The following is an 18281-nucleotide window of genomic DNA, read 5'->3' on the forward strand; positions in this document are numbered from 1 at the left end:
CCGCCAGCGCGCGCAAGGCTCCCCACTCAGCCGACAGCACCACACTGCCCTACGAGGATGACCATGAGAATCTGCGCTGCAATCACACTTCTGAGCACTCTTGCATTGACTCCGCACACCGCCTCGGCGGCCGACGAAGCCGCCGAGTACTGGTTCAACCCGTCGGTGTCGCTGGATCTGGATGAAGACACAGGAGTGGAACTGGAAACGGCACAACGCTTCAGGCGTGAAGCGGACGGCCGTCCTGATACCTACTTTGCCCGCCTGTGGCTCAACCAGGCCCTTGCGAGCAATGTGACCCTCGGCGCTGCACTTGAGCGCCGGATCAATGATGGTGCCGCGCACGAGACGCGGCTGATTCAGCAGCTTTCGACCCGTCACGGCATCCTCCGCACGAGACTGCGTCTTGAACAGCGATTCGTCGAGAGCGCCGACAGCACCGGCCTTCGCCTGCGACCACGCTTGGGATTGGCGCTGCCCGTCACTGAAGATCAGCGTCTCCAGTTCAAGACCGATGCCGAACTGTTTCTGACCCTTCGCAGCACCAGCGACGGCGGAGACACGGGGATCACCGGCCTGCGGACACAGATCGGCTTCGGGTACGAGATCAACCCTCGGCTATCGGTGAGTGCGGCCTATCTGCGCCAGCAGGACATCAGAGACCGCCGCCCAGACACCGTCGGCCACGCGCCCGTCATCGGCGTCGAGTTTTCACTTTGATGCCGATCATCATGAGCAAAGCCATCCGTGTTGAGAACGTCACCGTTCTGCCCCACGCCGTGTCCGCACAAACCGGCACTCCACGACCGGGACCCTGACCATGTGGGATGGATTTCTACGCAACCTGTTCGAGGGCTTACTACTCTCCGGCGACATGGCCTGGCTGTCGCCGCCACCCCTCACCCCTGCCACCGACCCGCAAGCCATCACCATCCGCTATCAGCAGGAACTTGGCGGACAGTTGAAGGCTGCGATGCAGGCCGGCGGGCCGGCGGCTGCTATCAGTATCTGCAAGGACCTGGCCCCCGCCATCGCAACGCGACTGTCGCAGGAGACCGGTTGGCAGGTGCGGCGTATCGGCACCCGTGCCCGCAATACGGCGCTTGGCGTGCCAGATGCCTGGGAGCAGGAGCGGCTTGCAGAGTTTGCGCTTCGATTGGCACAGGGTGAGGCTGTCGAGACACTGAGCCTTCGCGTCACGGTCGAGGCACCGCAGGGTCGCTTCGAGCGCTATCTGCGGGCTATCCCCACCCAGGCGAGCTGTCTGGCCTGTCACGGCGACCCTGCCGGCCAGCCCGAGACGCTGCGCGCGGCGCTCGCCAGCCACTACCCCGACGACACGGCCACCGGCTACCGGCTGGGCGAGCTGCGCGGGGCGTTCTCGCTGAGCCGGATCGCCTCCGACCGCGCGACGGTTCCCCGGCAGCCATCGGTTCCCGGCGCGGAACGTCCCTGACTCCACCATACAACTGGAATCCTGACGATGACGACCATGGGCACTCCTTTGATGTGGTCCCTGTTCGGACTGTTCGTGCTGGTGGCTGGCGCTCGATTTCTTCGCGCTCAACCGTCAGGGCGCGCACAAGGCTTCGATGCGCGAAGCGGAGCTCTGGTCGATGGTCTGGGGTGCGGTGTCCTTTCTGTTCGTGGGCTGGACGTGGTCGCATCTGGGCTGCCGTCGCTCTACATCCCGCCACCTGGCAAGGGTGGGGGCGCCTACCCGTTCCTGCCCAAGAAGTCGGCGACGGAGGGGTCGGGGTCGTGAACGGGTTGATGAGATCCGTCGGCTACCGAGACCGCACAGCGGCCTTGCTGACCCAGCACGGCAAGGAGCAGGTCATAGGGCCGGTGCTGGAAGCCGCGCTCGGCTGCCGCGTACAGCGAGTGAGCGGCTATGACACCGATCGGCTCGGCACCTTCACCCGCGAGATTCCGAGGGCCGGCAGCCAGATCGAGGCTGCGCGGCGCAAGGCGCGCATCGGGATGACGCTGTCGGGCCTGTCACTCGGGCTGGCCAGCGAGGGGTCGTTCGGGCTGGAGCCGATGATCGGCATGTTCCCGTGGAACGTGGAGTGTCTGATCTGGATCGATGACGATCGGGTGCTGGAGATCGTGGGATGGGCACAAGGTGAGGCCCACTTTGGCCAAGTGCTCACCGGCGATTGGGCAAAGGCCAGCACCTTTACCCGGCGCTGGAGATTCCCCTCGCACCAGATGGTAATCCGCCCCGACGCGGCCAACGATCCGCGCATCCGCAAAGGTCTGGCAGCCTGGGCGGAACTGGAATCGGCCTTCGTGTCGGCCCGGCGTGAATCCGCAACAGGGCGGGTCTTGCTGGAAACCGATGTTCGTGCGCACGCCAACCCGACGCGCCAGCACGTGATCCGCGCGGCGGCGGAGAACCTTGCAGCGCGCCTCCAATCGGCCTGTCCAGCCTGTGGCGCCCCCGGCTTCTGGCTCGTGGACCGGGCGCCTGGTCTGCGCTGTTCGGACTGCGGTGCGCCGACTCGGGAAACCCTGGCCGAGATTCTCGGCTGCGTGAAGTGCCCACAGCGCATCAGCCGGCCCTGCACCGATCGCAGCGAGGCCGACCCCAGCCGCTGCGACTCCTGCAATCCCTGACCCCCTGAGCGCCGCCATGAAATGTCCCGCCTGCAAGGAAGTGAACCTGTCCATGACCGCCCGTCAGGGCGTCGAGATTGACTACTGCCCGCAGTACCGCGGCATCTGGCTGGACCGCGGCGAACTCGACCGTCTGATCGAGCGCGCCGATCCACCCGCGCCAGAGCCGGCGCGGGATCGCGGCCCGGAACGCCATCGCCCCCGGGTATCGGGACGAGCGCTATCCGAAGCGGCGCAAGTCCCTGCTCGGGGAACTCTTCGATTTCTGAATGCGCTGCCATGCGGAGGTCCGCGATGAAGCAAGGTGTCTTTATCACTGGCACGGATACCGGCGTCGGCAAGACGCGAATCGGAGCCGCGCTCGCCTGGCACCTCAGCCGCAGTGGCCTGAGGGTGCGGCCACGCAAGCCGGTGGAATCCGGCTGTGCGCAGGGGCCCCACGGCCTCGTGCCGCAGGATGCGATGACCCTGCGCGAAGCGGCTGGTGGTGCGGATCCGCTCGATCGGGTCTGCCGGTATCGGCTGCGCGCGCCGCTGTCCCCCGAGCGCGCGGCGCGGCTGGAAGGCCTGCCGCTGAGCCTCGGCATGCTGTACGAAGCCTGCCGGGCCGACGTGGGCGCCGGGGACTTCCTGCTCGTGGAGGGTGCCGGTGGCTTCTATTCGCCCATGGCACAGGGCGCGCTCAACGCCGATCTGGCCGGCGGCCTCGGGTTGCCCGTGCTGGTCGTGGCCGCAGACCGGTTGGGCGCACTGAACCACACGCTGCTGACGGTGGAGGCCATCCGCATCCGCGGGCTCGCGCTGGCGGGTCTGGTGTTGAATCAACCGGTCCCGCGGATGGACGACGGGGGCATGGACAACGCCGAAGACCTGGCACGCTGGCTGCGCTGCCCGGTGCTGCGGATGCCGCATTCGTCGCACTGCGGCGCCATGGCCTGGCACCGGGAAGCGGACAGACTGATCACGCTGGCAGCGCAATGGAGCGCGCCATGAGGGCCGAACCGCCCGCGCAGCGGGACGGGATGGCGCCGGCAAACCCGCTCATCGAAGCGGTGACGCGCCTGCGCGACGGCGGACTGGTCGCCTTTCCGACCGAGACGGTGTACGGGCTGGGTGCCGATGCGCGCAATCCGGCCGCCGTCGCGCGCATCTTCGCCGCCAAGGGCCGCCCTGCCGACCATCCATTGATCGTGCATCTGGCCGACGCCGCGCAGTTGCGCGACTGGGCGTGCGAAGTGCCGCGCGTTGCCCGACGCCTGGCGCGCAAGTTCTGGCCGGGGCCACTGACCATGATTCTGCCGCGCGCCGCCGGCGTGCCGGACGCGGTCACGGGTGGGCTGGACACCGTGGCGCTGCGTGTGCCGGCTCACCCGCTGGCGCTCGCGCTGCTGCGTGCCTTCGACGGAGGCATCGCCGCACCCTCGGCCAATCGCTATGGCCGGGTGAGTCCGACGCGGGCCGAGCATGTGCGCGAGGAGCTGGGCGCGGCGGTGGATCTGGTTCTGGACGGGGGGCCCTGTGCGGTCGGCATCGAGTCCACCATCGTGGACGTGACGGGGGATCGGGCACGCATCCTTCGCCCGGGCCCGATCACCAAGCGTCAGCTGATGGAGGTGCTGGGCGCGTCGTTTTCGCCGATCCCCGGAGGCGCGGTGCGCGCGCCGGGTTGCGAGGTCTCGCACTACGCACCCTTGGCCCGCGTGGTGCTGACGAGCGGTGCGCAGGCCGTTCAGGTCGTAGAGCACTGGTGGGCTCTGGGCATGCGCGTCGGCCTGTTGTCCGGCTGGCGACCGCCGACTTTGGAAGCTTCCGTGGCCTGGCTGTCGCTGCCCGAAACGGGCGAAGAGCAAGCCCGGGCGCTCTATTGCCGGCTGCGCGAGGCGGACCACCTGGGGCTCGATGTCCTCGTCGCAGTGCTGCCACCCGCCATCGGGCTTGGCCTCGCCTTGCGCGATCGCCTGCGGCGCGCCGCTGGATCGGGAGACGTGTCGGCGCCGGTAAGCCGCGAATCGGCCACGGAGTCTTGATATGGTCTGCGAGCCCAGACCGACCGCCCCGGCGCCGGAACACCGGGAGCGCATCCTCGGCGTGGAGCCCGCAGGTGTGCGCCGCCAGCGCTTCCGCGCCGGCGAATCGGTGAGGTATTCGCTGCTTGCGGGCCTCGGGACGCAGCGGACCGGGGACGAGGGCAGCGTTCCATGAGCGCGCTCGATCCCGTGGTGCTGTTCTTCGTCCTCGGCGTCGCCGCCGGCTTGATGCGCTCGGACCTGCGGCTGCCCTCGGCGGTCTACGAGTTCGTGACCATGGTGCTGCTGCTCGCCATCGGGCTCAAGGGCGGCGTGGAACTGTCGCGCCAGCCGCTCGCGCCGCTCGTGCCGCAGATGCTGGCCGTGGTGGCCATGGGCTTGCTGCTGCCGCTGCTGGCCTACCCGGTGCTGCACCATGCCGGAAAGCTCGCTCGCGCCGATGCCGCGTCCATCGCCGCGCATTACGGCTCGGTCAGCGTCGGCACCTATGCGGTGGTGGCGGCCTACCTGAGCGCCCAAGGCGTTGCCTTCGAGGAATACATGCCGGTGTTTGTGGTTCTGCTCGAGGTGCCGGCAATCGTCGTCGGCATCCTGCTCGCGCGCGGGTGGAATGCCGGACACCGCTGGGGGGAACTGGGCCGCGAGATTTTTCTGGGAAAGGGCGTGGTGCTGCTCGCCGGCGGACTCTTGATCGGCTGGGTGGCCGGCGCGGACGGGGTACAGCCCATCGGCGCGCTGTTCTTCGACCTGTTCAAGGGCATCCTCGCGCTGTTTCTGCTGGAGATGGGGCTGATCGCCGTGAGCCAGCTTGGCGATCTGCGGCGCTGCGGCCTGTTTCTGGGCGGCTTCGCCATCGGCTTCCCGCTGCTTGCCGCGCTGATCGGCGGCACGCTCGGCTGGGTCCTGGGGCTCTCGCCGGGCGGCACGGTGGTGCTGGCGACGCTGGCGGCCAGCGCCTCCTACATCGCCGTGCCGGCCGCCATGCGCATGGCGGTGCCGCAGGCCAATCCATCGCTGTCACTGGCGGCTGCGCTGGGCGTGACCTTTCCGTTCAACATCCTGATCGGCATCCCGCTCTATCACGCGGCGGTTCGCCTGCTGTATCCGGACGGAGCCTGAACGATGCACACCGAAACCCGAACACTGCTGACCGTGGTCTGCGAGGCCTCTGTGGCATCACGGCTCATCGCCGACCTGGAGCGCCTCGGCGCACGCGGCTACACGATCACCGAGGCGCGCGGCAAGGGTGGACGCGGTGTGCGCGACGCAGGCTGGGATCGCAGCGCGAATCTGCGTCTCGAAGTGGTCTGCGACGCCGCCACGGCCCATGCCATCGCCAGCCACCTGCGCGACCACTACTACGACCATTTCGCGATGATCCTTTTTCTCGCTGAAGTGAAGGTGTTGCGGGCGCGGAAGTTCGGTTCCGACACCGCTTGAGCACGATCCCGAGCCTGGCATGAACCGACATCCACGACGCAGTAAACAGCCGAGCATGGAGAACGAGGTGATCGTCGCCGTGATCGTGTTGTATCTGCTCATCGCCGTAACGATGGTGACGGTTCACTACCTGCAACCCGCGGGGCAGGAAACGCGAACGTCCTCGTCGTCACCGTCGCACCGGCATTTCTCGGCACCGGTGCCGCCGCCCACTGCGGCGCCGACGCCGGCCGCGATGCCCTGATGCCAATGCCGCCATGATCCGCAATATCACCCTTGCCGGCGATCAGGTACTCATCGCCAACGGCCTGCCGCCAGCCGACCGGCCTGCGCCCGCGTTCGTGTGGCTTGAGGTGTCGCGCGCGACCGATGTGGAGCTGGCCGAGATTCGCGGCCGCTACGGCATCAGTCCGCGCAGCGACGCCCCCGGAGTCCTCGAAGAGGGCGACCATCTTTACATCCGCACTCTGCTGGTCTCACCGCAGAACGGCGAAGACCCGCGCTTTCAGTCCGTGACCTTTGTCATCGGCGAGACTCTGGTCGCCAGCTTTTCCGCCGAGCCATACGCGCCCTTCGATCTCGCGCTGCAGCGCATGCAACGCCGGCCCCGGCTGGTCGAAGGCGCGCGCGACGTACTTCGTAGACTGCTGCAGTCGGCCAATGACGCCAGCACGCTGGCGGTGGAACGCCTTGCCGATGCGCTGGCCCGGCTGTCAGCGCGTATCACCCAGCTCTCCGCCGGCTACAACGATGCCGGACAGGAGCTGGGCGTCAGCGACCTCACGGACACGATGCTGGAACTCAACGAGCGCGAGAACCTGCTCACCGATTTCATCGAGGCGCAGCTGACGCTGCACCGGGCCGTGCGCCACCTCTCCGGCGAGATCGACCACAAGACCGAGCCCGACCTCCAGCAGCTGGTCTACGAGCTGCTGGAAGACGTGCGCGGCACCAAGGAGCACGCCGCCTTCGAGCACGACAAGGTGCGCTATCTCCAGAACGCGGTCACCAACATCCTCAACATCAAGCAGAACCAGATCGTGAAGGTGTTCACCATCATCACGGCGGTGTTCCTGCCGCCGACCCTGGTCGGCACTTTCTACGGCATGAACTTCTCGGTGATGCCGGAGCTGTCCTGGGAACACGGCTTCACCTACTCGATGCTGCTGACCCTGGTGGCCGCCGTGCTGCCGCTGGTCTACATTAAACGCAAAGGCTGGCTGCGGTGAAAAGGTCATGCCCCGTGCATGGCGGGTGCGGCCGTGATGCCGCCCGAAACTGGTTTCATGGAGATTCAGATGAGCACTGACCACAGGCAGGATGTGTTGCAGAGGTTACTTTCCAGAGTGAGCCAAGTCCGGGCGCGCACTTGGCTGATGCTGGGTGGCGCTGCCCTGGCTGTGCTGGGGCTTATGGTTTGGGCGGCGATCGCCCTGTTGTCCTGGCTGTGGGCGCAGGCGCCGCAGGCCGCCGGGACTGGGCGGCAGATGGCGGGCGAAGCGATGACGCAGATCGAGAAACTCGCGCCAGGCTTGAAAGAGCAGGCTGCGAAATGGCTGCCCGTCGCGGGCGAGGCTCCACCGGAGCGGGATGTCAGCGGCAGCGATCCGGGACCGGTGGATCGTTTCCCGGGCCTGGTGCGCAGCCGCTTCGCGCGTGACGAGAACGTGATCGAGGTGAGCTATGCGGGGCGTGCCGACTTCGATGCCGTGCTCACCCACTATGTGCAGGGTTTTGCCGCGAGCGGTTTCACCCAGGACGTGCTGGCCGCAACCGCAGAGGAGGAGCGCCACCAATTCGTCGGCGCATCCGGGCGGTTCGAGCTGCGGATCGGGCGTCGGCCCGGCGGCGTGGTCGAGGTGGACTTGAGGCAGGTCCTGCAATGACGTCGGCAAGGCTGGTTCCATGCACTGCGTGTTTTGCCTCTCTCGCCGCCGATAGGGGATCCGGTGACCGTTCATGACCCACCCGCTTGGGAAACGCAGCGCCGCGCCGCGGGCGCAGGGTGCGCGCCGATGATACGGACGGACCTGCTGATCGAGACATCGCTGCGCGAGCGGATGCACGAACTCCTCGAGAGGCCCCGCGTGCAACGGGCCATCATCGCACTGATCCTGGTCAATGCCGCGATCCTGGGGCTCGAAACCTCCCCGTCGGTCATGGCGGCTGCCGGGCCGCTGCTGCTGGCGCTCGACACGACGATCCTGGCGGTTTTCGTGGTGGAGATCGCGTTGCGGCTCTACGTCCACCGGCTCGCCTTCTGGCGTGATCCCTGGAGCGTGTTCGATTTCACGGTGGTGGCGATCGCGCTGATCCCGGCCGCGGGACCCTTTGCGGTACTGCGCGCGCTGCGGGTGCTGCGCGTGTTGCGCCTGCTGAGCATGGTGCCTTCGATGCGCAAGGTGGTCGGGGCCTTGCTCTCGGCCATCCCGGGACTGGGCTCCATCGCCCTGGTGCTGATGATCATCTATTACATCGCCGCGGTCATCGCCACCAACCTGTTCGCCGCCGCCTATCCGGAGTGGTTCGGAACCCTGGGCCGTTCCCTCTACACCCTGTTCCAGATCATGACGCTGGAGAGCTGGTCGATGGGGATCTCGCGTCCCGTGATGGAACAGTTTCCCTACGCCTGGGCCTTCTTCATCCCCTTCATCCTGGTGGCCACCTTCACCATGCTGAACCTGTTCATCGCCATCATCGTCAATGCGATGCAAAGCTATAACGAGGCGCGACACCCCTCGACGGCGCCGGCGATTCACGAAACACGCGATCCCGTCGAAGCGGATCTGCGCAGCGAGTTGCGCCGACTCCAGGGCGAGATCGGCGAATTGAAGCAGATGCTGGAACGCGCGCTCGCCAGCGCAGGGAAGGCCCGATGAGAATCGAACACGCAGTGCAGGCGCCAGTGGCCGTTGCCTGGCACGCATTGGCTGCGGGCGAAAGCGCTGCCCGGTTGCAGATGGAGACCGCGCAGGGGCTGGAACCGGCGGAGGCGGAGCAGCGTCTGGCGCGCTTTGGCGAAAACCGCCTGGCCGAGCCGCCGCCACGCTCCAGGTGGCTCGCCTTCCTCGATCAGTTCAAGAGTCTGCTCATCCTGGTGCTGATCGGCGCCGCCGTCCTGGCGGGCGCCATCGGTGACCTCAAAGACGCGGTGGTGATCCTGGTGGTGGTGCTGTTCAATGCGCTGCTCGGCTTCTGGCAGGAACATCGCGCGGAGGCGACCCTCGCGGCACTGAAAAAGATGCTTTCGCCGCAGGCGCGCGTGCGCCGCGGCGGCCGCGTCGAGGAGATCCCCGCCGCGCAGCTGGTCCCCGGCGACATCGTGCTGCTGGAGGCGGGCGACCGGGTACCGGCCGACGGGCGGCTGGTCGCCGCGCACAATGTGGAGATCGAGGAAGCGGCCCTCACCGGCGAATCGCACCCGGTGGGCAAGGACGTGAGCGCCACCGTCGCCGAAGACGCGCCGCTGGCCGAGCGCATCAACATGGCCTTCATGAACACGGTGGTCACGCGCGGCCGGGCCGAGCTGCTGGTCACCGCGACCGGCATGGCCACCGAGATGGGGCGGCTTGCCGGCATGCTGGCCGAAGCGCGGCCCGGCCCGACGCCGCTGCAGATCCAGCTCGACGCCCTGGGCCGGCGTCTGGCGCTGATCGCGGGCGTGGTCATCACGCTCATCTTCGTACTGGGTCTGCTGCGCGGCGTGCCCCTGTTCGAGGTGCTGCTCACCTCCATCGCGCTTGCCGTGGCGGCCATCCCCGAGGGTCTGCCGGCGGTGGTGACGGTGACGCTCGCGCTGGGCATGCACCGCATGGCGCAGCAGCGCGCCATCGTCAAGAAGCTCGCGGCGATCGAGACCCTGGGCTGCACCACGGTGATCTGCTCGGACAAAACCGGCACGCTCACCCTAAACCAGATGACCGCCCGTGCCGCCGTGTTCCGCGGGCGGCGCTTTGCCATCACGGGCGAAGGCTACGGCACGGCGGGAGACATCGCCGCCGAGGACGGCGGCCCGCTCCCGGATCTGGCCCCGCTGCTGCAGCCGGCGGCACTCGCCAACGACAGCCGCATCCGCGACGGGCAGTTGATCGGCGATCCCACCGAGGGCGCGCTGCTGGCCCTGGCGGCCAAGGGCGGGGTGGAAGCGGAACGGCTGGCGGCGCACAGCCCGCGCATCGCCGAGATCCCCTTCGATTCCGCATACAAGTTTCAGGCGAGCTTCCATCGTGACGGCGAGGGGGTGCGGATGCACGTGAAGGGCGCACCGGATGTGCTGCTCGCGCGTGCCGCGCGCGCGCCGGGTGAGAACGGCGAGTCCGCGCTGGATGCTTCCTTCTGGCAGGCCGAGAACGAACGCCTGGCCGCCCGGGCCATGCGCGTGCTGGCCGTGGCCACGAAGACCATCCCCGCGCGCGACTTCGATCCGGCCGGCGATCTGATGGTCCATGCCTGCGACCTCCGCTTCGTCGGCCTGATCGGCATCATCGACCCGCCGCGACCCGAGGCGCGCGAGGCCATCGCCCTGTGCAAACGCGCCGGCATCGCGGTCAAGATGATCACCGGCGACCACCGGATCACCGCTGCCGCCATCGCCCACGAGCTGGGGCTGGAAGGCGAAGTGCTGGAGGGTCGCGAGCTCGACGCGATGAGCCCCGCGGCGCTGGCCGCGTGCATCGACGGCGTGGCCGTGTTCGCCCGCGTCGCACCCGAGCACAAGGTGCGCATCGTGCAGGCGCTGAAAGCGCAAGGCCACGTCACCGCCATGACCGGTGACGGCGTCAACGACGCGCCGGCGCTCAAGCACGCCGACATCGGCGTCGCCATGGGCATCACCGGCACCGAGGTGACCAAGGAAGCGGCCACCATGGTGCTCACCGACGACAACTTCGCCACCATCGTGCGGGCGGTCAAGGAAGGCCGCGCCATCTACGACAACATGGTCAAGTTCGTGCGCTTCCAGCTCTCCACCAACATGGGCGCCATCCAGACCGTGCTGGGGGCGAGCCTGCTCGGCTGGCCCACTCCGTTCACCGCGATCCAGATCCTGTGGATCAACATCATCATGGACGGCCCGCCGGCCATGAGCCTGGGGGTGGAGCCGGCGCGCGCGGGCGTGATGCAGGACCCGCCGCGACGCCCCGACGCGCGCATCCTGACCACCGCGCGGCTCGTGCGGCTGTTCGGCTACGGCGCCATCATGATGCTGGGCACCCTGGCGCTGTTCCACCATGCGCAACCACGGGGCGAGGCCTATGCGCTGACGCTCGCCTTCACCGCCTTCGTGCTGTTCCAGTTCTTCAACCTCTTCAACGCCCGCAGCGAGCACGGCACGGCGTTCAACCGCCAGTTCTTCCGCAACCGCTGGCTGTGGCTGTCGCTGGTGGCGGTGCTCGCGCTGCAGGTGCTGGTGGTGCACTGGGGGCCGGCGCAGGCGATCTTCCGCACCACCGATCTCGCACTGACCGACTGGGCGCTGGCGGTTGCCGTCGCCTCCAGCGTGCTGCTGCTGGACGAGGCGCGCAAGCTTGCGCGGGCGGCGGCGCGCCGCATCCGGAGCCGGCGATGAGTATCGGTGTGCTGGTCTCTCTCGCCCTTGGCCTGGCGCTGCTGATCGCCGGCGCGGAGCTGCTGGTGCGCGGCGCCTCGCGGCTGGCGCTGCGCTTCGGCATCTCGCCGCTCGTCGTGGGCCTGACCGTGGTCGCCTTCGGCACCAGTTCTCCGGAGCTGGCGGTCAGCGTGCAGGCCGGTCTGGCGGGTCAGGCCGGCATCGCCGCCGGCAACATCGTCGGCAGCAACATCTTCAACTTGCTGTTCATCCTCGGCCTGGCGGCGCTCATCCTGCCACTGGCAGTGTCGCAGCAACTGGTGGGTCTCGACGTACCGTTGATGATCGGCGTATCGCTGCTGTTCTGGGTCATGGCGCTGGATGGCCGCATCGGCCGCTTCGACGGCCTGCTGCTCGCCGCCGGCATCGTCGGCTACACGGTGTTCGCCATCCACCAGGGGCGCAAGGAGAATCCGGAGATCCAGGCCGAATACGCGCAAGAGTTCGGCGCCGCGAACGGCTGGCTTGGCCGCCTGCCGGTGCAGCTGGCACTGATCGCTGGCGGGCTGGCGCTGCTGGTGCTCGGCGCCACCTGGCTGGTGGACAGCGCCGTGGCCATCGCACGTGTGCTGGGCGTGAGCGAGGTGGTGATCGGCCTCACCATCGTCGCCGCCGGCACCAGCCTGCCCGAGGTCGCCACATCGATCGTCGCCGCGCTACGCGGTGAGCGCGACATCGCGGTGGGCAACGTGGTCGGCAGCAGCATCTTCAACCTGCTGGCAATCGGCGGCATCGCGGCGCTGGTCACGCCCGGCGGTCTCGAGGTCGCCCCGGCACTGGTGACCTTCGATCTGCCGGTGATGGCCGCGGTGGCCTTTGCCTGCCTGCCGATCTTTGCCACCGGCCACCGGATTGCGCGCTGGGAAGGTGCGCTGTTCTTCACCTATTACGTGGCGTACGTGACCTTCCTGATCCTCGCGGCGACCCAGCATGACACGCTGCCGCTGTTCGGCGGCGCGATGCTCGGCTTTGTGCTGCCGCTGACCGCCGTGACCCTGCTCGTTCTATGGGTCCGTACGCGCGCAACGGCCCCGTACGACGGCCTCGACACCCACCGCAACACCCACCGCAACACCAATGGAGGTTGAAGATGAAATGCCCAGCCTGCAAAGACGCCACCCTCGCGATCACCGAGCGCCAGGGCATCGAGATTGACTACTGTCCCGAGTGCCGCGGCGTGTGGCTGGATCGCGGCGAGCTCGACAAGCTCATCGAGCGTGCCGATCGGGCGGCGGGCGAGCGCCCGCGCGACGGCGATCCCGGGCGCCACGCGCGTCACGAGCCCCGCTACCGCGACGATGGCGGCTACCGCCACAAGCCGCGCAAGTCCTTCCTGCACGAGCTGTTCGACTGATGACCCGTGAACGGCGCCTGCGAGAATCCGCCGGTTCGTTTCCGTACGGCGGCCGGCGTGTCGCATTGCTCACGCAGCATGGCAAGGAACGGGTGATCGCGCCGGTGCTCGAGCCCAGCCTCGGCTGCCGGATCGAACGGGTCGAAGGCTTCGATACGGACCGGCTCGGCACTTTCACCCGCGACATTCCGCGCGACGGCACGCAACTCGAGGCCGCTCGCAAGAAGGCGCGCATCGGCATGGCGCTGTCCGGGATGCGCTACGGGCTGGCCAGCGAAGGCAGCTTCGGACCGGATCCGTTTGCCGGGCTGTTTCCCTGGAATCTGGAGCTGGTGGTCTTCGTTGACGACCTGCTCGGCATCGAGGTCGTCGGGGTCGCGCAGGGTCCGGCGATGAGCGCCCATCGGCTGGCGGAAGACTGGACCGCTGTCGAGGAATTTGCCCGGGCCAATGATTTTCCCAAGCACCAACTCGTGCTCAGGCCACAGAGCGAGGACGACCCGCGTATCCGCAAGGGGATCGCCGACTGGTCCACGCTCGAGGCCGCCTACGCCTGGGCGGCCCGGCAGTCGGCCGGCGGGCGCGTGTTTGTCGAGACGGATTTGCGCGCGCACGCCAACCCCACGCGCATGGACAACATCCGCCGCGCGGCCGGGGATCTGGCGAAGAAGCTTGCCTCCCCGTGTCCGGCCTGCGGCACGCCGGGCTTCTGGATCGTCGAGCGCATCGCGGGTCTGCCCTGCAGCGACTGTGGCACGCCCACCCGCGAGATACGCGCCGATGTTCACGGCTGCGTGAAGTGCCCGCATCGCGAAAGGCGCGAACGTACCGACCGGCAGCATGCCGATCCCGGGCGCTGCGATTACTGCAATCCTTGAACGAGCCGCAGAACCCACGAATGAACCCCACCCGCCTGACCCTCACGCGCCCCGACGACTGGCACCTGCACCTGCGCGACGGCGAGATGCTGGCAGCGGTGCTCCCCGACACCGCGCGGCGCTTCGCCCGCGCCATGGTCATGCCCAACCTCGATCCGCCCGTGCGCACGGTGGACGAGGCCCGCGCCTACCGCGAGCGCATCCTGGCGGCGCTGCCGGCGGGCCTGTCCTTCGAGCCGCTGATGACGCTCTATCTCACCGATCACACCTCGCCCGAGGAGATCGTCCGCGCCCGCGAGAGCGGCTTCGTGTACGGCGTGGGCGAGGCCTTCCTCGCCGGGGCGACGACCAACGCCCAATGGGGTGTCAGCGACTTCGCGCGCTGCGACGCGGTATTCGCCGCCATGGAGGAAACCGGCCTGCCGCTGCTGCTGCACGGCGAGGTGACCGACCCCGCAGTTGATGTCTTCGACCGCGAGGCGGTGTTCATCGAGCGGCACCTGATCCCCATCGTCGCGCGGTTCCCGCGCCTGAAAGTGGTGCTGGAACACATCACCACGCGGCAGGCGGTCGAGTTCGTCGGGGCGGCGGGGCCCAACGTGGCCGCCACCATCACCGCGCACCATCTGCTGCTCAACCGCAACGCGTTGTTCGCCGGCGGCATCCGCCCGCATGCCTACTGCCTGCCGGTGCTGAAACGCGAGGAACACCGCCGCGCGCTCGTCGCCGCCGCCACCAGCGGCAACCCCAAGTTCTTCCTCGGTACCGACAGCGCCCCGCACGCGCGGCGCACCAAGGAGTCGGCTTGCGGCTGCGCCGGCATCTACACCGCGCACGCGGCGCTGGAACTCTATGCCGAAGTATTCGAACAGGCCGGCGCACTCGACAAGCTGGAAGCGTTCGCCAGTTTCCACGGTCCCGATTTCTACGGCTTGCCGCGCAATCGCGACAGGGTGACGCTGGTGAAGCAGGCCTGGCCGGTGCCGCTGGAGATCGGCCTCGGCGGGGACGCCCTGGTACCCCTTAGGGCTGGGGAAACGGTGCGGTGGAGGCTGACGCAATGAACGATAGCGATCAACGCTCGATGGTGATGACCAGCGCACCCCGCCTCTTGAACGGGCAAGGCCGATCACAGCTTTCGCGGCATCGTACCCCTGCGTCCGGAGTTATCGCGTGACCGCCAATCGCAGAAGCAGAATCGTCACCGCGGGCGTGCAGCGCTCGCCCAACCGCGCACTGCTGCGCGCGGTGGGTTTCGGCGACCGGGACTTCGACAAGCCCATCGTCGGCGTGGCCAACGCGCACAGCACCATCACGCCCTGCAACAGCGGCGTCGGGGCGCTCGCGGCGCGCGCCGAGGCCGCGTTGAAAGCGGCCGGCGCCATGCCGCAGGTGTTCGGCACCATCACCATCTCCGACGGCATCGCCATGGGCACCGAAGGCATGAAGTACTCGCTGGTGTCGCGCGAGGTCATCGCCGACGCCATCGAGACCGTGTGCAACGGCCAGAGCCTGGACGGGTTGCTCGCCACCGGCGGCTGCGACAAGAACATGCCGGGCGCGATGATCGCCATCGCGCGCCTGAACATCCCGGCGGTCTTCGTCTACGGCGGCACCATCAAGCCGGGCCGCTATAAAGGCCGCGACCTCACCATCGTGAGCGCCTTCGAGGCGGTGGGCGAGTACGTCGCGGGCAAGATCGCCGGGCAGGAGCTGCTCGAGATCGAGCGGCGCGCCTGCCCGGGCGCGGGCTCCTGCGGCGGCATGTACACCGCCAACACCATGGCCTCGCTGTTCGAGGCCATGGGCATGAGCCTGCCGTATTCCTCGACCATGGCGGCGGAGGACGCGGAGAAGGCACAGAGCGCCGCGCAGTCCGCGGAGGTTCTGGTCGAGGCGATCAAAAAACAGATCCTGCCGCGCAACCTCCTCACCCGCGCCGCGTTCGAGAATGCGCTGGCCGTGCTGATGGCGCTCGGCGGTTCCACCAACGCCGTGCTGCACCTGCCGGCGATCGCGCACGCCGCCGGGGTGAGGCTCACGCTCGACGATATCGATGCGTTCAGCCGGCGCGTGCCGGTGCTGTGCGACCTGAAGCCGTCCGGGCGCCATGTCGCCACCGACCTGCACCGCGCGGGCGGTATCCCCCAGGTGATGAAGCTCCTGCTCACCCACGGCCTGCTGCACGGCGACGCGCTCACCGTGACCGGGCAGACCCTCGCCGAAGTGCTGCGAGACGTGCCCGAGGAACCTGCCGCCGCGCAGGACGTCATCCGGCCCTGGTCCCGCCCGGTGTACCCGCACGGCCATCTGGCCATCCTGCGGGGCAATCTCGCCGAAGAGGGGGCGCTCGCCAAGACCAGCGGCGTCAAGGTTCCGAAGATCACCGGCCCGGCGCGCGTATTCGATTCGGAAGAAGCGTGCATGGAGGCGATCCTGGCGCGCAAGATCAAGCCCGGCGACGTGGTGGTGATCCGCTACGAAGGCCCTAAGGGCGGCCCCGGCATGCGCGAGATGCTCTCGCCCACCGCCGCCCTGGTGGGGCAAGGGCTGGGCGACAGCGTGGGGCTCGTCACCGACGGGCGCTTCTCCGGCGGCACCTACGGCATGGTGGTCGGCCACGTGGCGCCGGAAGCGGCGGTGGGCGGCACGATCGCCCTGGTCGAGGAGGGCGACTCGATCACGCTGGACGCGGAACGCCGCTTGCTGCAGCTCAATGTGTCCGACGAAGAAATAGCGCGCCGCCGCGCGCGATGGAAACCGCCTGCGCCGCGCTACACGCGCGGCGTGCTGGCCAAATACGCGCGTTCGGTGTCGAGCGCGAGTCGTGGCGCGGTGACCGACTGAGGTCATGGACTAGCGGGGGCATTTGAACAGAAACTTACGGTTTCGCCCTCGCGGATCCGCTTCAAACCGTAAATATCTGCACGAACTTCACCTGCCTTTGGCCGTCTCGACGTACTTGTAGAGCGTGGGCCTTGAAATTCCCATCATTCCGCAGATTTGATCAACCGTGTGTTTTTTTCTCGTCGTAAAGCTTCACGGCCAAGGCCTGTTCATCTTTGTTGAGTGACTTAGGTCTACCACCTTTTCGTCCACGCGCTCTTGCTGCCTGGAGCCCTGCTTGGGTGCGCTCACGGATCAAGTTTCGCTCAAACTCGGCCAATGCACCGAATATATGGAAGATCGACTTGCCGGAGCTGGATGAGGTGTCGATGGCCTCCTGAAGGCTCTTCAAGCCAATCCCCTTGGATTCCAACAGTGTCACTACCTCGATCAAGTCTCTTTTAGTGACCGACTCAGGCGATCCAGTCTCCAGACCACAATGGTGTCACCGGCTCTCGCATACTGCAAAGCTTGGCGCAGGCCTGGGCGTTCCGTTTTGGCACCACTAAGCTGACCCGTATTGGTGTGGGAGGTGTGATGGACGTTGTTCAGGCCTTCTGGTTAGGCATCATTCAGGGCATCACCGAATTCTTGCCGATTTCCAGCTCCGCTCATCTTATTCTGGCCCCGGTATTGGTTGGCTGGAAAGACCAGGGCGTGGCTTTTGATCTGGCGGTTCATGTGGGCACCTTGCTGGCCGTGGTGCTGTATTTTCGTCGTGATGTCTCAAGCTTGATCAAGGACGGTTTTACCTCGGTGATGCGGCGGCGCTTCATCGGACAGGGCCTGATGACTGGCTACCTGGCTGTCGGTACCGTTCCGGCGGCGTTGGCCGGTCTGCTTTTGCTGGATCTGATTGACACCCAGCTGCGTTCTATCGAAGTCATCTTCTTTACCACGCTGATTTTTGGTCTATTGCTGGGCTGGGCGGATTGGCGCCCCAGCCAGCACCGGACTATCACCACACTGACCTGGCGGGATGCCCTGTTGGTCGGTACAGCTCAGGCGCTCTCACTTATTCCCGGCACCTCTCGCTCAGGCATAACCATCACCGCCGGGCTGATGCTCGGTCTCAGCCGGGAGGAGGCGGCTCGCTTTTCCTTCCTGCTGGCCATCCCCATCACGGCGCTGGCGGCCTCCGCCAAACTGCTTGAAGTCGCCACCGGTGATGTTGCCGTGGACTGGAGTGGATTCGTGATTGGGGGTCTCACCTCCTCCATCATGGCGCTGACCGCCATCCACTTTTTTTTGAAATGGCTCAACCGGTTCGGTATGTGGCCCTATGTGCTCTATCGAATGGCCTTGGCCGCTGTCATTTATGCGTTGTTGATGAACTGAGGAGTGATTATGACCTGGGCTTTACTCGCCATCCTGGGCGGTTTTGCTTTATTGGTGTGGAGTGCGGATCGTTTTGTCGAAGGCGCGGCAGCCGCCGCCCGACACGCTGGCATGCCTTTGGCGCCATTACG

18 protein-coding genes and 3 pseudogenes are annotated in these 18281 nt (G+C 67.2%); 20 read left to right on the forward strand and 1 reads right to left on the reverse strand.

Features of this window, described 5'->3' with window-relative positions; genetic code table 11:
* Positions 1 to 57: 57 nt before the first annotated feature.
* The 18 genes and pseudogenes from ABSH63_RS06470 (at position 58) to ilvD (ending at position 16773) form a co-directional block, all read left to right on the forward strand.
* The gene (locus tag ABSH63_RS06470; RefSeq protein ID WP_352888440.1) at positions 58 to 720 is read left to right on the forward strand and encodes a DUF2490 domain-containing protein; all 663 of its coding nucleotides are present in this window, start codon (positions 58 to 60) and stop codon (positions 718 to 720) included.
* A gap of 100 nt (positions 721 to 820) precedes the next feature.
* Entirely contained in the window at positions 821 to 1456 is a 636-nt protein-coding gene (locus ABSH63_RS06475; protein WP_352888442.1) for a Tll0287-like domain-containing protein, read from the forward strand.
* A 305-nt stretch (positions 1457 to 1761) separates the two neighbouring features.
* Positions 1762 to 2622 (forward strand): DUF6671 family protein, encoded by an 861-nt coding sequence (locus tag ABSH63_RS06480; RefSeq protein WP_352888443.1) that lies wholly within the window; start codon positions 1762 to 1764, stop codon positions 2620 to 2622.
* A 16-nt stretch (positions 2623 to 2638) separates the two neighbouring features.
* Positions 2639 to 2891 (forward strand): annotated as a pseudogene (locus tag ABSH63_RS06485) (TFIIB-type zinc ribbon-containing protein).
* Between the two features lie 25 nt (positions 2892 to 2916).
* Positions 2917 to 3615: a dethiobiotin synthase gene (gene bioD, locus ABSH63_RS06490; RefSeq protein ID WP_352888445.1), complete on the forward strand. Its 699-nt coding sequence runs from the start codon at positions 2917 to 2919 to the stop codon at positions 3613 to 3615.
* Entirely contained in the window at positions 3612 to 4649 is a 1038-nt protein-coding gene (locus tag ABSH63_RS06495) for an L-threonylcarbamoyladenylate synthase (protein ID WP_352888447.1), read from the forward strand. The genes bioD and ABSH63_RS06495 overlap by 4 nt, the downstream gene beginning before the upstream one ends.
* Positions 4650 to 4820: 171 nt before the next feature.
* Complete coding sequence (locus ABSH63_RS06500) at positions 4821 to 5768, forward strand: sodium-dependent bicarbonate transport family permease (protein ID WP_352888448.1); 948 nt, start codon at positions 4821 to 4823, stop codon at positions 5766 to 5768.
* Positions 5769 to 5771: 3 nt separating this feature from the next.
* Entirely contained in the window at positions 5772 to 6089 is a 318-nt protein-coding gene (locus tag ABSH63_RS06505) for a P-II family nitrogen regulator (protein ID WP_352888450.1), read from the forward strand.
* Between the two features lie 19 nt (positions 6090 to 6108).
* Positions 6109 to 6333 (forward strand): hypothetical protein, encoded by a 225-nt coding sequence (locus ABSH63_RS06510; RefSeq protein ID WP_352888451.1) that lies wholly within the window; start codon positions 6109 to 6111, stop codon positions 6331 to 6333.
* Positions 6334 to 6346: 13 nt separating this feature from the next.
* On the forward strand, positions 6347 to 7318 hold the full coding sequence (locus ABSH63_RS06515) for a magnesium transporter CorA family protein (RefSeq protein WP_352888452.1): 972 nt from the start codon (positions 6347 to 6349) through the stop codon (positions 7316 to 7318).
* A gap of 69 nt (positions 7319 to 7387) precedes the next feature.
* Positions 7388 to 7975, forward strand: coding sequence for a hypothetical protein (locus tag ABSH63_RS06520; RefSeq protein WP_352888453.1), 588 nt, complete (start codon positions 7388 to 7390; stop codon positions 7973 to 7975).
* Between the two features lie 129 nt (positions 7976 to 8104).
* Positions 8105 to 8968, forward strand: coding sequence for an ion transporter (locus ABSH63_RS06525; protein WP_352888501.1), 864 nt, complete (start codon positions 8105 to 8107; stop codon positions 8966 to 8968).
* Positions 8965 to 11655 carry a cation-translocating P-type ATPase gene (locus ABSH63_RS06530; RefSeq protein ID WP_352888454.1) on the forward strand — a complete coding sequence of 897 codons (2691 nt, stop codon included), beginning with the start codon at positions 8965 to 8967 and terminating at the stop codon, positions 11653 to 11655. Before ABSH63_RS06525 ends, ABSH63_RS06530 begins: the two co-directional genes overlap by 4 nt.
* Complete coding sequence (locus ABSH63_RS06535) at positions 11652 to 12782, forward strand: calcium/sodium antiporter (protein WP_352888455.1); 1131 nt, start codon at positions 11652 to 11654, stop codon at positions 12780 to 12782. The genes ABSH63_RS06530 and ABSH63_RS06535 overlap by 4 nt, the downstream gene beginning before the upstream one ends.
* Before the next feature lie 2 nt (positions 12783 to 12784).
* Complete coding sequence (locus tag ABSH63_RS06540; RefSeq protein WP_352888456.1) at positions 12785 to 13048, forward strand: TFIIB-type zinc ribbon-containing protein; 264 nt, start codon at positions 12785 to 12787, stop codon at positions 13046 to 13048.
* The gene (locus ABSH63_RS06545; RefSeq protein WP_352888458.1) at positions 13048 to 13926 is read left to right on the forward strand and encodes a DUF6671 family protein; all 879 of its coding nucleotides are present in this window, start codon (positions 13048 to 13050) and stop codon (positions 13924 to 13926) included. The genes ABSH63_RS06540 and ABSH63_RS06545 overlap by 1 nt, the downstream gene beginning before the upstream one ends.
* A gap of 20 nt (positions 13927 to 13946) precedes the next feature.
* A complete protein-coding gene (gene pyrC, locus ABSH63_RS06550; protein ID WP_352888460.1) occupies positions 13947 to 14990 on the forward strand; it encodes a dihydroorotase in 1044 nt (347 codons plus the stop codon).
* Between the two features lie 109 nt (positions 14991 to 15099).
* Positions 15100 to 16773 (forward strand): dihydroxy-acid dehydratase, encoded by a 1674-nt coding sequence (gene ilvD, locus ABSH63_RS06555; protein WP_352888462.1) that lies wholly within the window; start codon positions 15100 to 15102, stop codon positions 16771 to 16773.
* Between the two features lie 87 nt (positions 16774 to 16860).
* Here ilvD and ABSH63_RS06560 read toward each other — a convergent pair.
* A pseudogene (locus ABSH63_RS06560) lies at positions 16861 to 17364 on the reverse strand (recombinase family protein).
* Between ABSH63_RS06560 and ABSH63_RS06565 the strand changes: the two are divergent.
* Together ABSH63_RS06565 and ABSH63_RS06570 are read left to right on the forward strand one after the other, a co-directional pair.
* The gene (locus ABSH63_RS06565) at positions 17350 to 18150 is read left to right on the forward strand and encodes an undecaprenyl-diphosphate phosphatase (protein WP_352888502.1); all 801 of its coding nucleotides are present in this window, start codon (positions 17350 to 17352) and stop codon (positions 18148 to 18150) included. The pseudogene ABSH63_RS06560 and the gene ABSH63_RS06565 overlap by 15 nt on opposite strands.
* Positions 18151 to 18159: 9 nt before the next feature.
* Positions 18160 to 18267: pseudogene (locus ABSH63_RS06570) on the forward strand (calcium/sodium antiporter); the annotation flags it as partial.
* Between the last annotated feature and the right edge of the window lie 14 nt (positions 18268 to 18281).

This window comes from Sinimarinibacterium thermocellulolyticum (genome assembly GCF_040327995.1).
Lineage (GTDB): Bacteria > Pseudomonadota > Gammaproteobacteria > Nevskiales > Nevskiaceae > Solimonas > Solimonas thermocellulolyticum.

Bases quoted from the DNA above. Each gene is read 5' to 3' on its own strand.
- ABSH63_RS06515 (WP_352888452.1), top strand. From the start codon at position 6,347: ATGATCCGCAATATCACCCTTGCCGGCGATCAGGTACTCATCGCCAAC.
- ABSH63_RS06500 (WP_352888448.1), top strand. From the start codon at position 4,821: ATGAGCGCGCTCGATCCCGTGGTGCTGTTCTTCGTCCTCGGCGTCGCC.
- ABSH63_RS06535 (WP_352888455.1), top strand. From the start codon at position 11,652: ATGAGTATCGGTGTGCTGGTCTCTCTCGCCCTTGGCCTGGCGCTGCTG.
- bioD (WP_352888445.1), top strand. From the start codon at position 2,917: ATGAAGCAAGGTGTCTTTATCACTGGCACGGATACCGGCGTCGGCAAG.
- ABSH63_RS06470 (WP_352888440.1), top strand. From the start codon at position 58: ATGACCATGAGAATCTGCGCTGCAATCACACTTCTGAGCACTCTTGCA.
- ABSH63_RS06530 (WP_352888454.1), top strand. From the start codon at position 8,965: ATGAGAATCGAACACGCAGTGCAGGCGCCAGTGGCCGTTGCCTGGCAC.
- ABSH63_RS06520 (WP_352888453.1), top strand. From the start codon at position 7,388: ATGAGCACTGACCACAGGCAGGATGTGTTGCAGAGGTTACTTTCCAGA.
- ABSH63_RS06475 (WP_352888442.1), top strand. From the start codon at position 821: ATGTGGGATGGATTTCTACGCAACCTGTTCGAGGGCTTACTACTCTCC.
- pyrC (WP_352888460.1), top strand. From the start codon at position 13,947: ATGAACCCCACCCGCCTGACCCTCACGCGCCCCGACGACTGGCACCTG.
- ABSH63_RS06565 (WP_352888502.1), top strand. From the start codon at position 17,350: ATGGACGTTGTTCAGGCCTTCTGGTTAGGCATCATTCAGGGCATCACC.
- ABSH63_RS06510 (WP_352888451.1), top strand. From the start codon at position 6,109: ATGAACCGACATCCACGACGCAGTAAACAGCCGAGCATGGAGAACGAG.
- ABSH63_RS06545 (WP_352888458.1), top strand. From the start codon at position 13,048: ATGACCCGTGAACGGCGCCTGCGAGAATCCGCCGGTTCGTTTCCGTAC.
- ABSH63_RS06525 (WP_352888501.1), top strand. From the start codon at position 8,105: ATGATACGGACGGACCTGCTGATCGAGACATCGCTGCGCGAGCGGATG.
- ABSH63_RS06495 (WP_352888447.1), top strand. From the start codon at position 3,612: ATGAGGGCCGAACCGCCCGCGCAGCGGGACGGGATGGCGCCGGCAAAC.
- ABSH63_RS06505 (WP_352888450.1), top strand. From the start codon at position 5,772: ATGCACACCGAAACCCGAACACTGCTGACCGTGGTCTGCGAGGCCTCT.
- ABSH63_RS06540 (WP_352888456.1), top strand. From the start codon at position 12,785: ATGAAATGCCCAGCCTGCAAAGACGCCACCCTCGCGATCACCGAGCGC.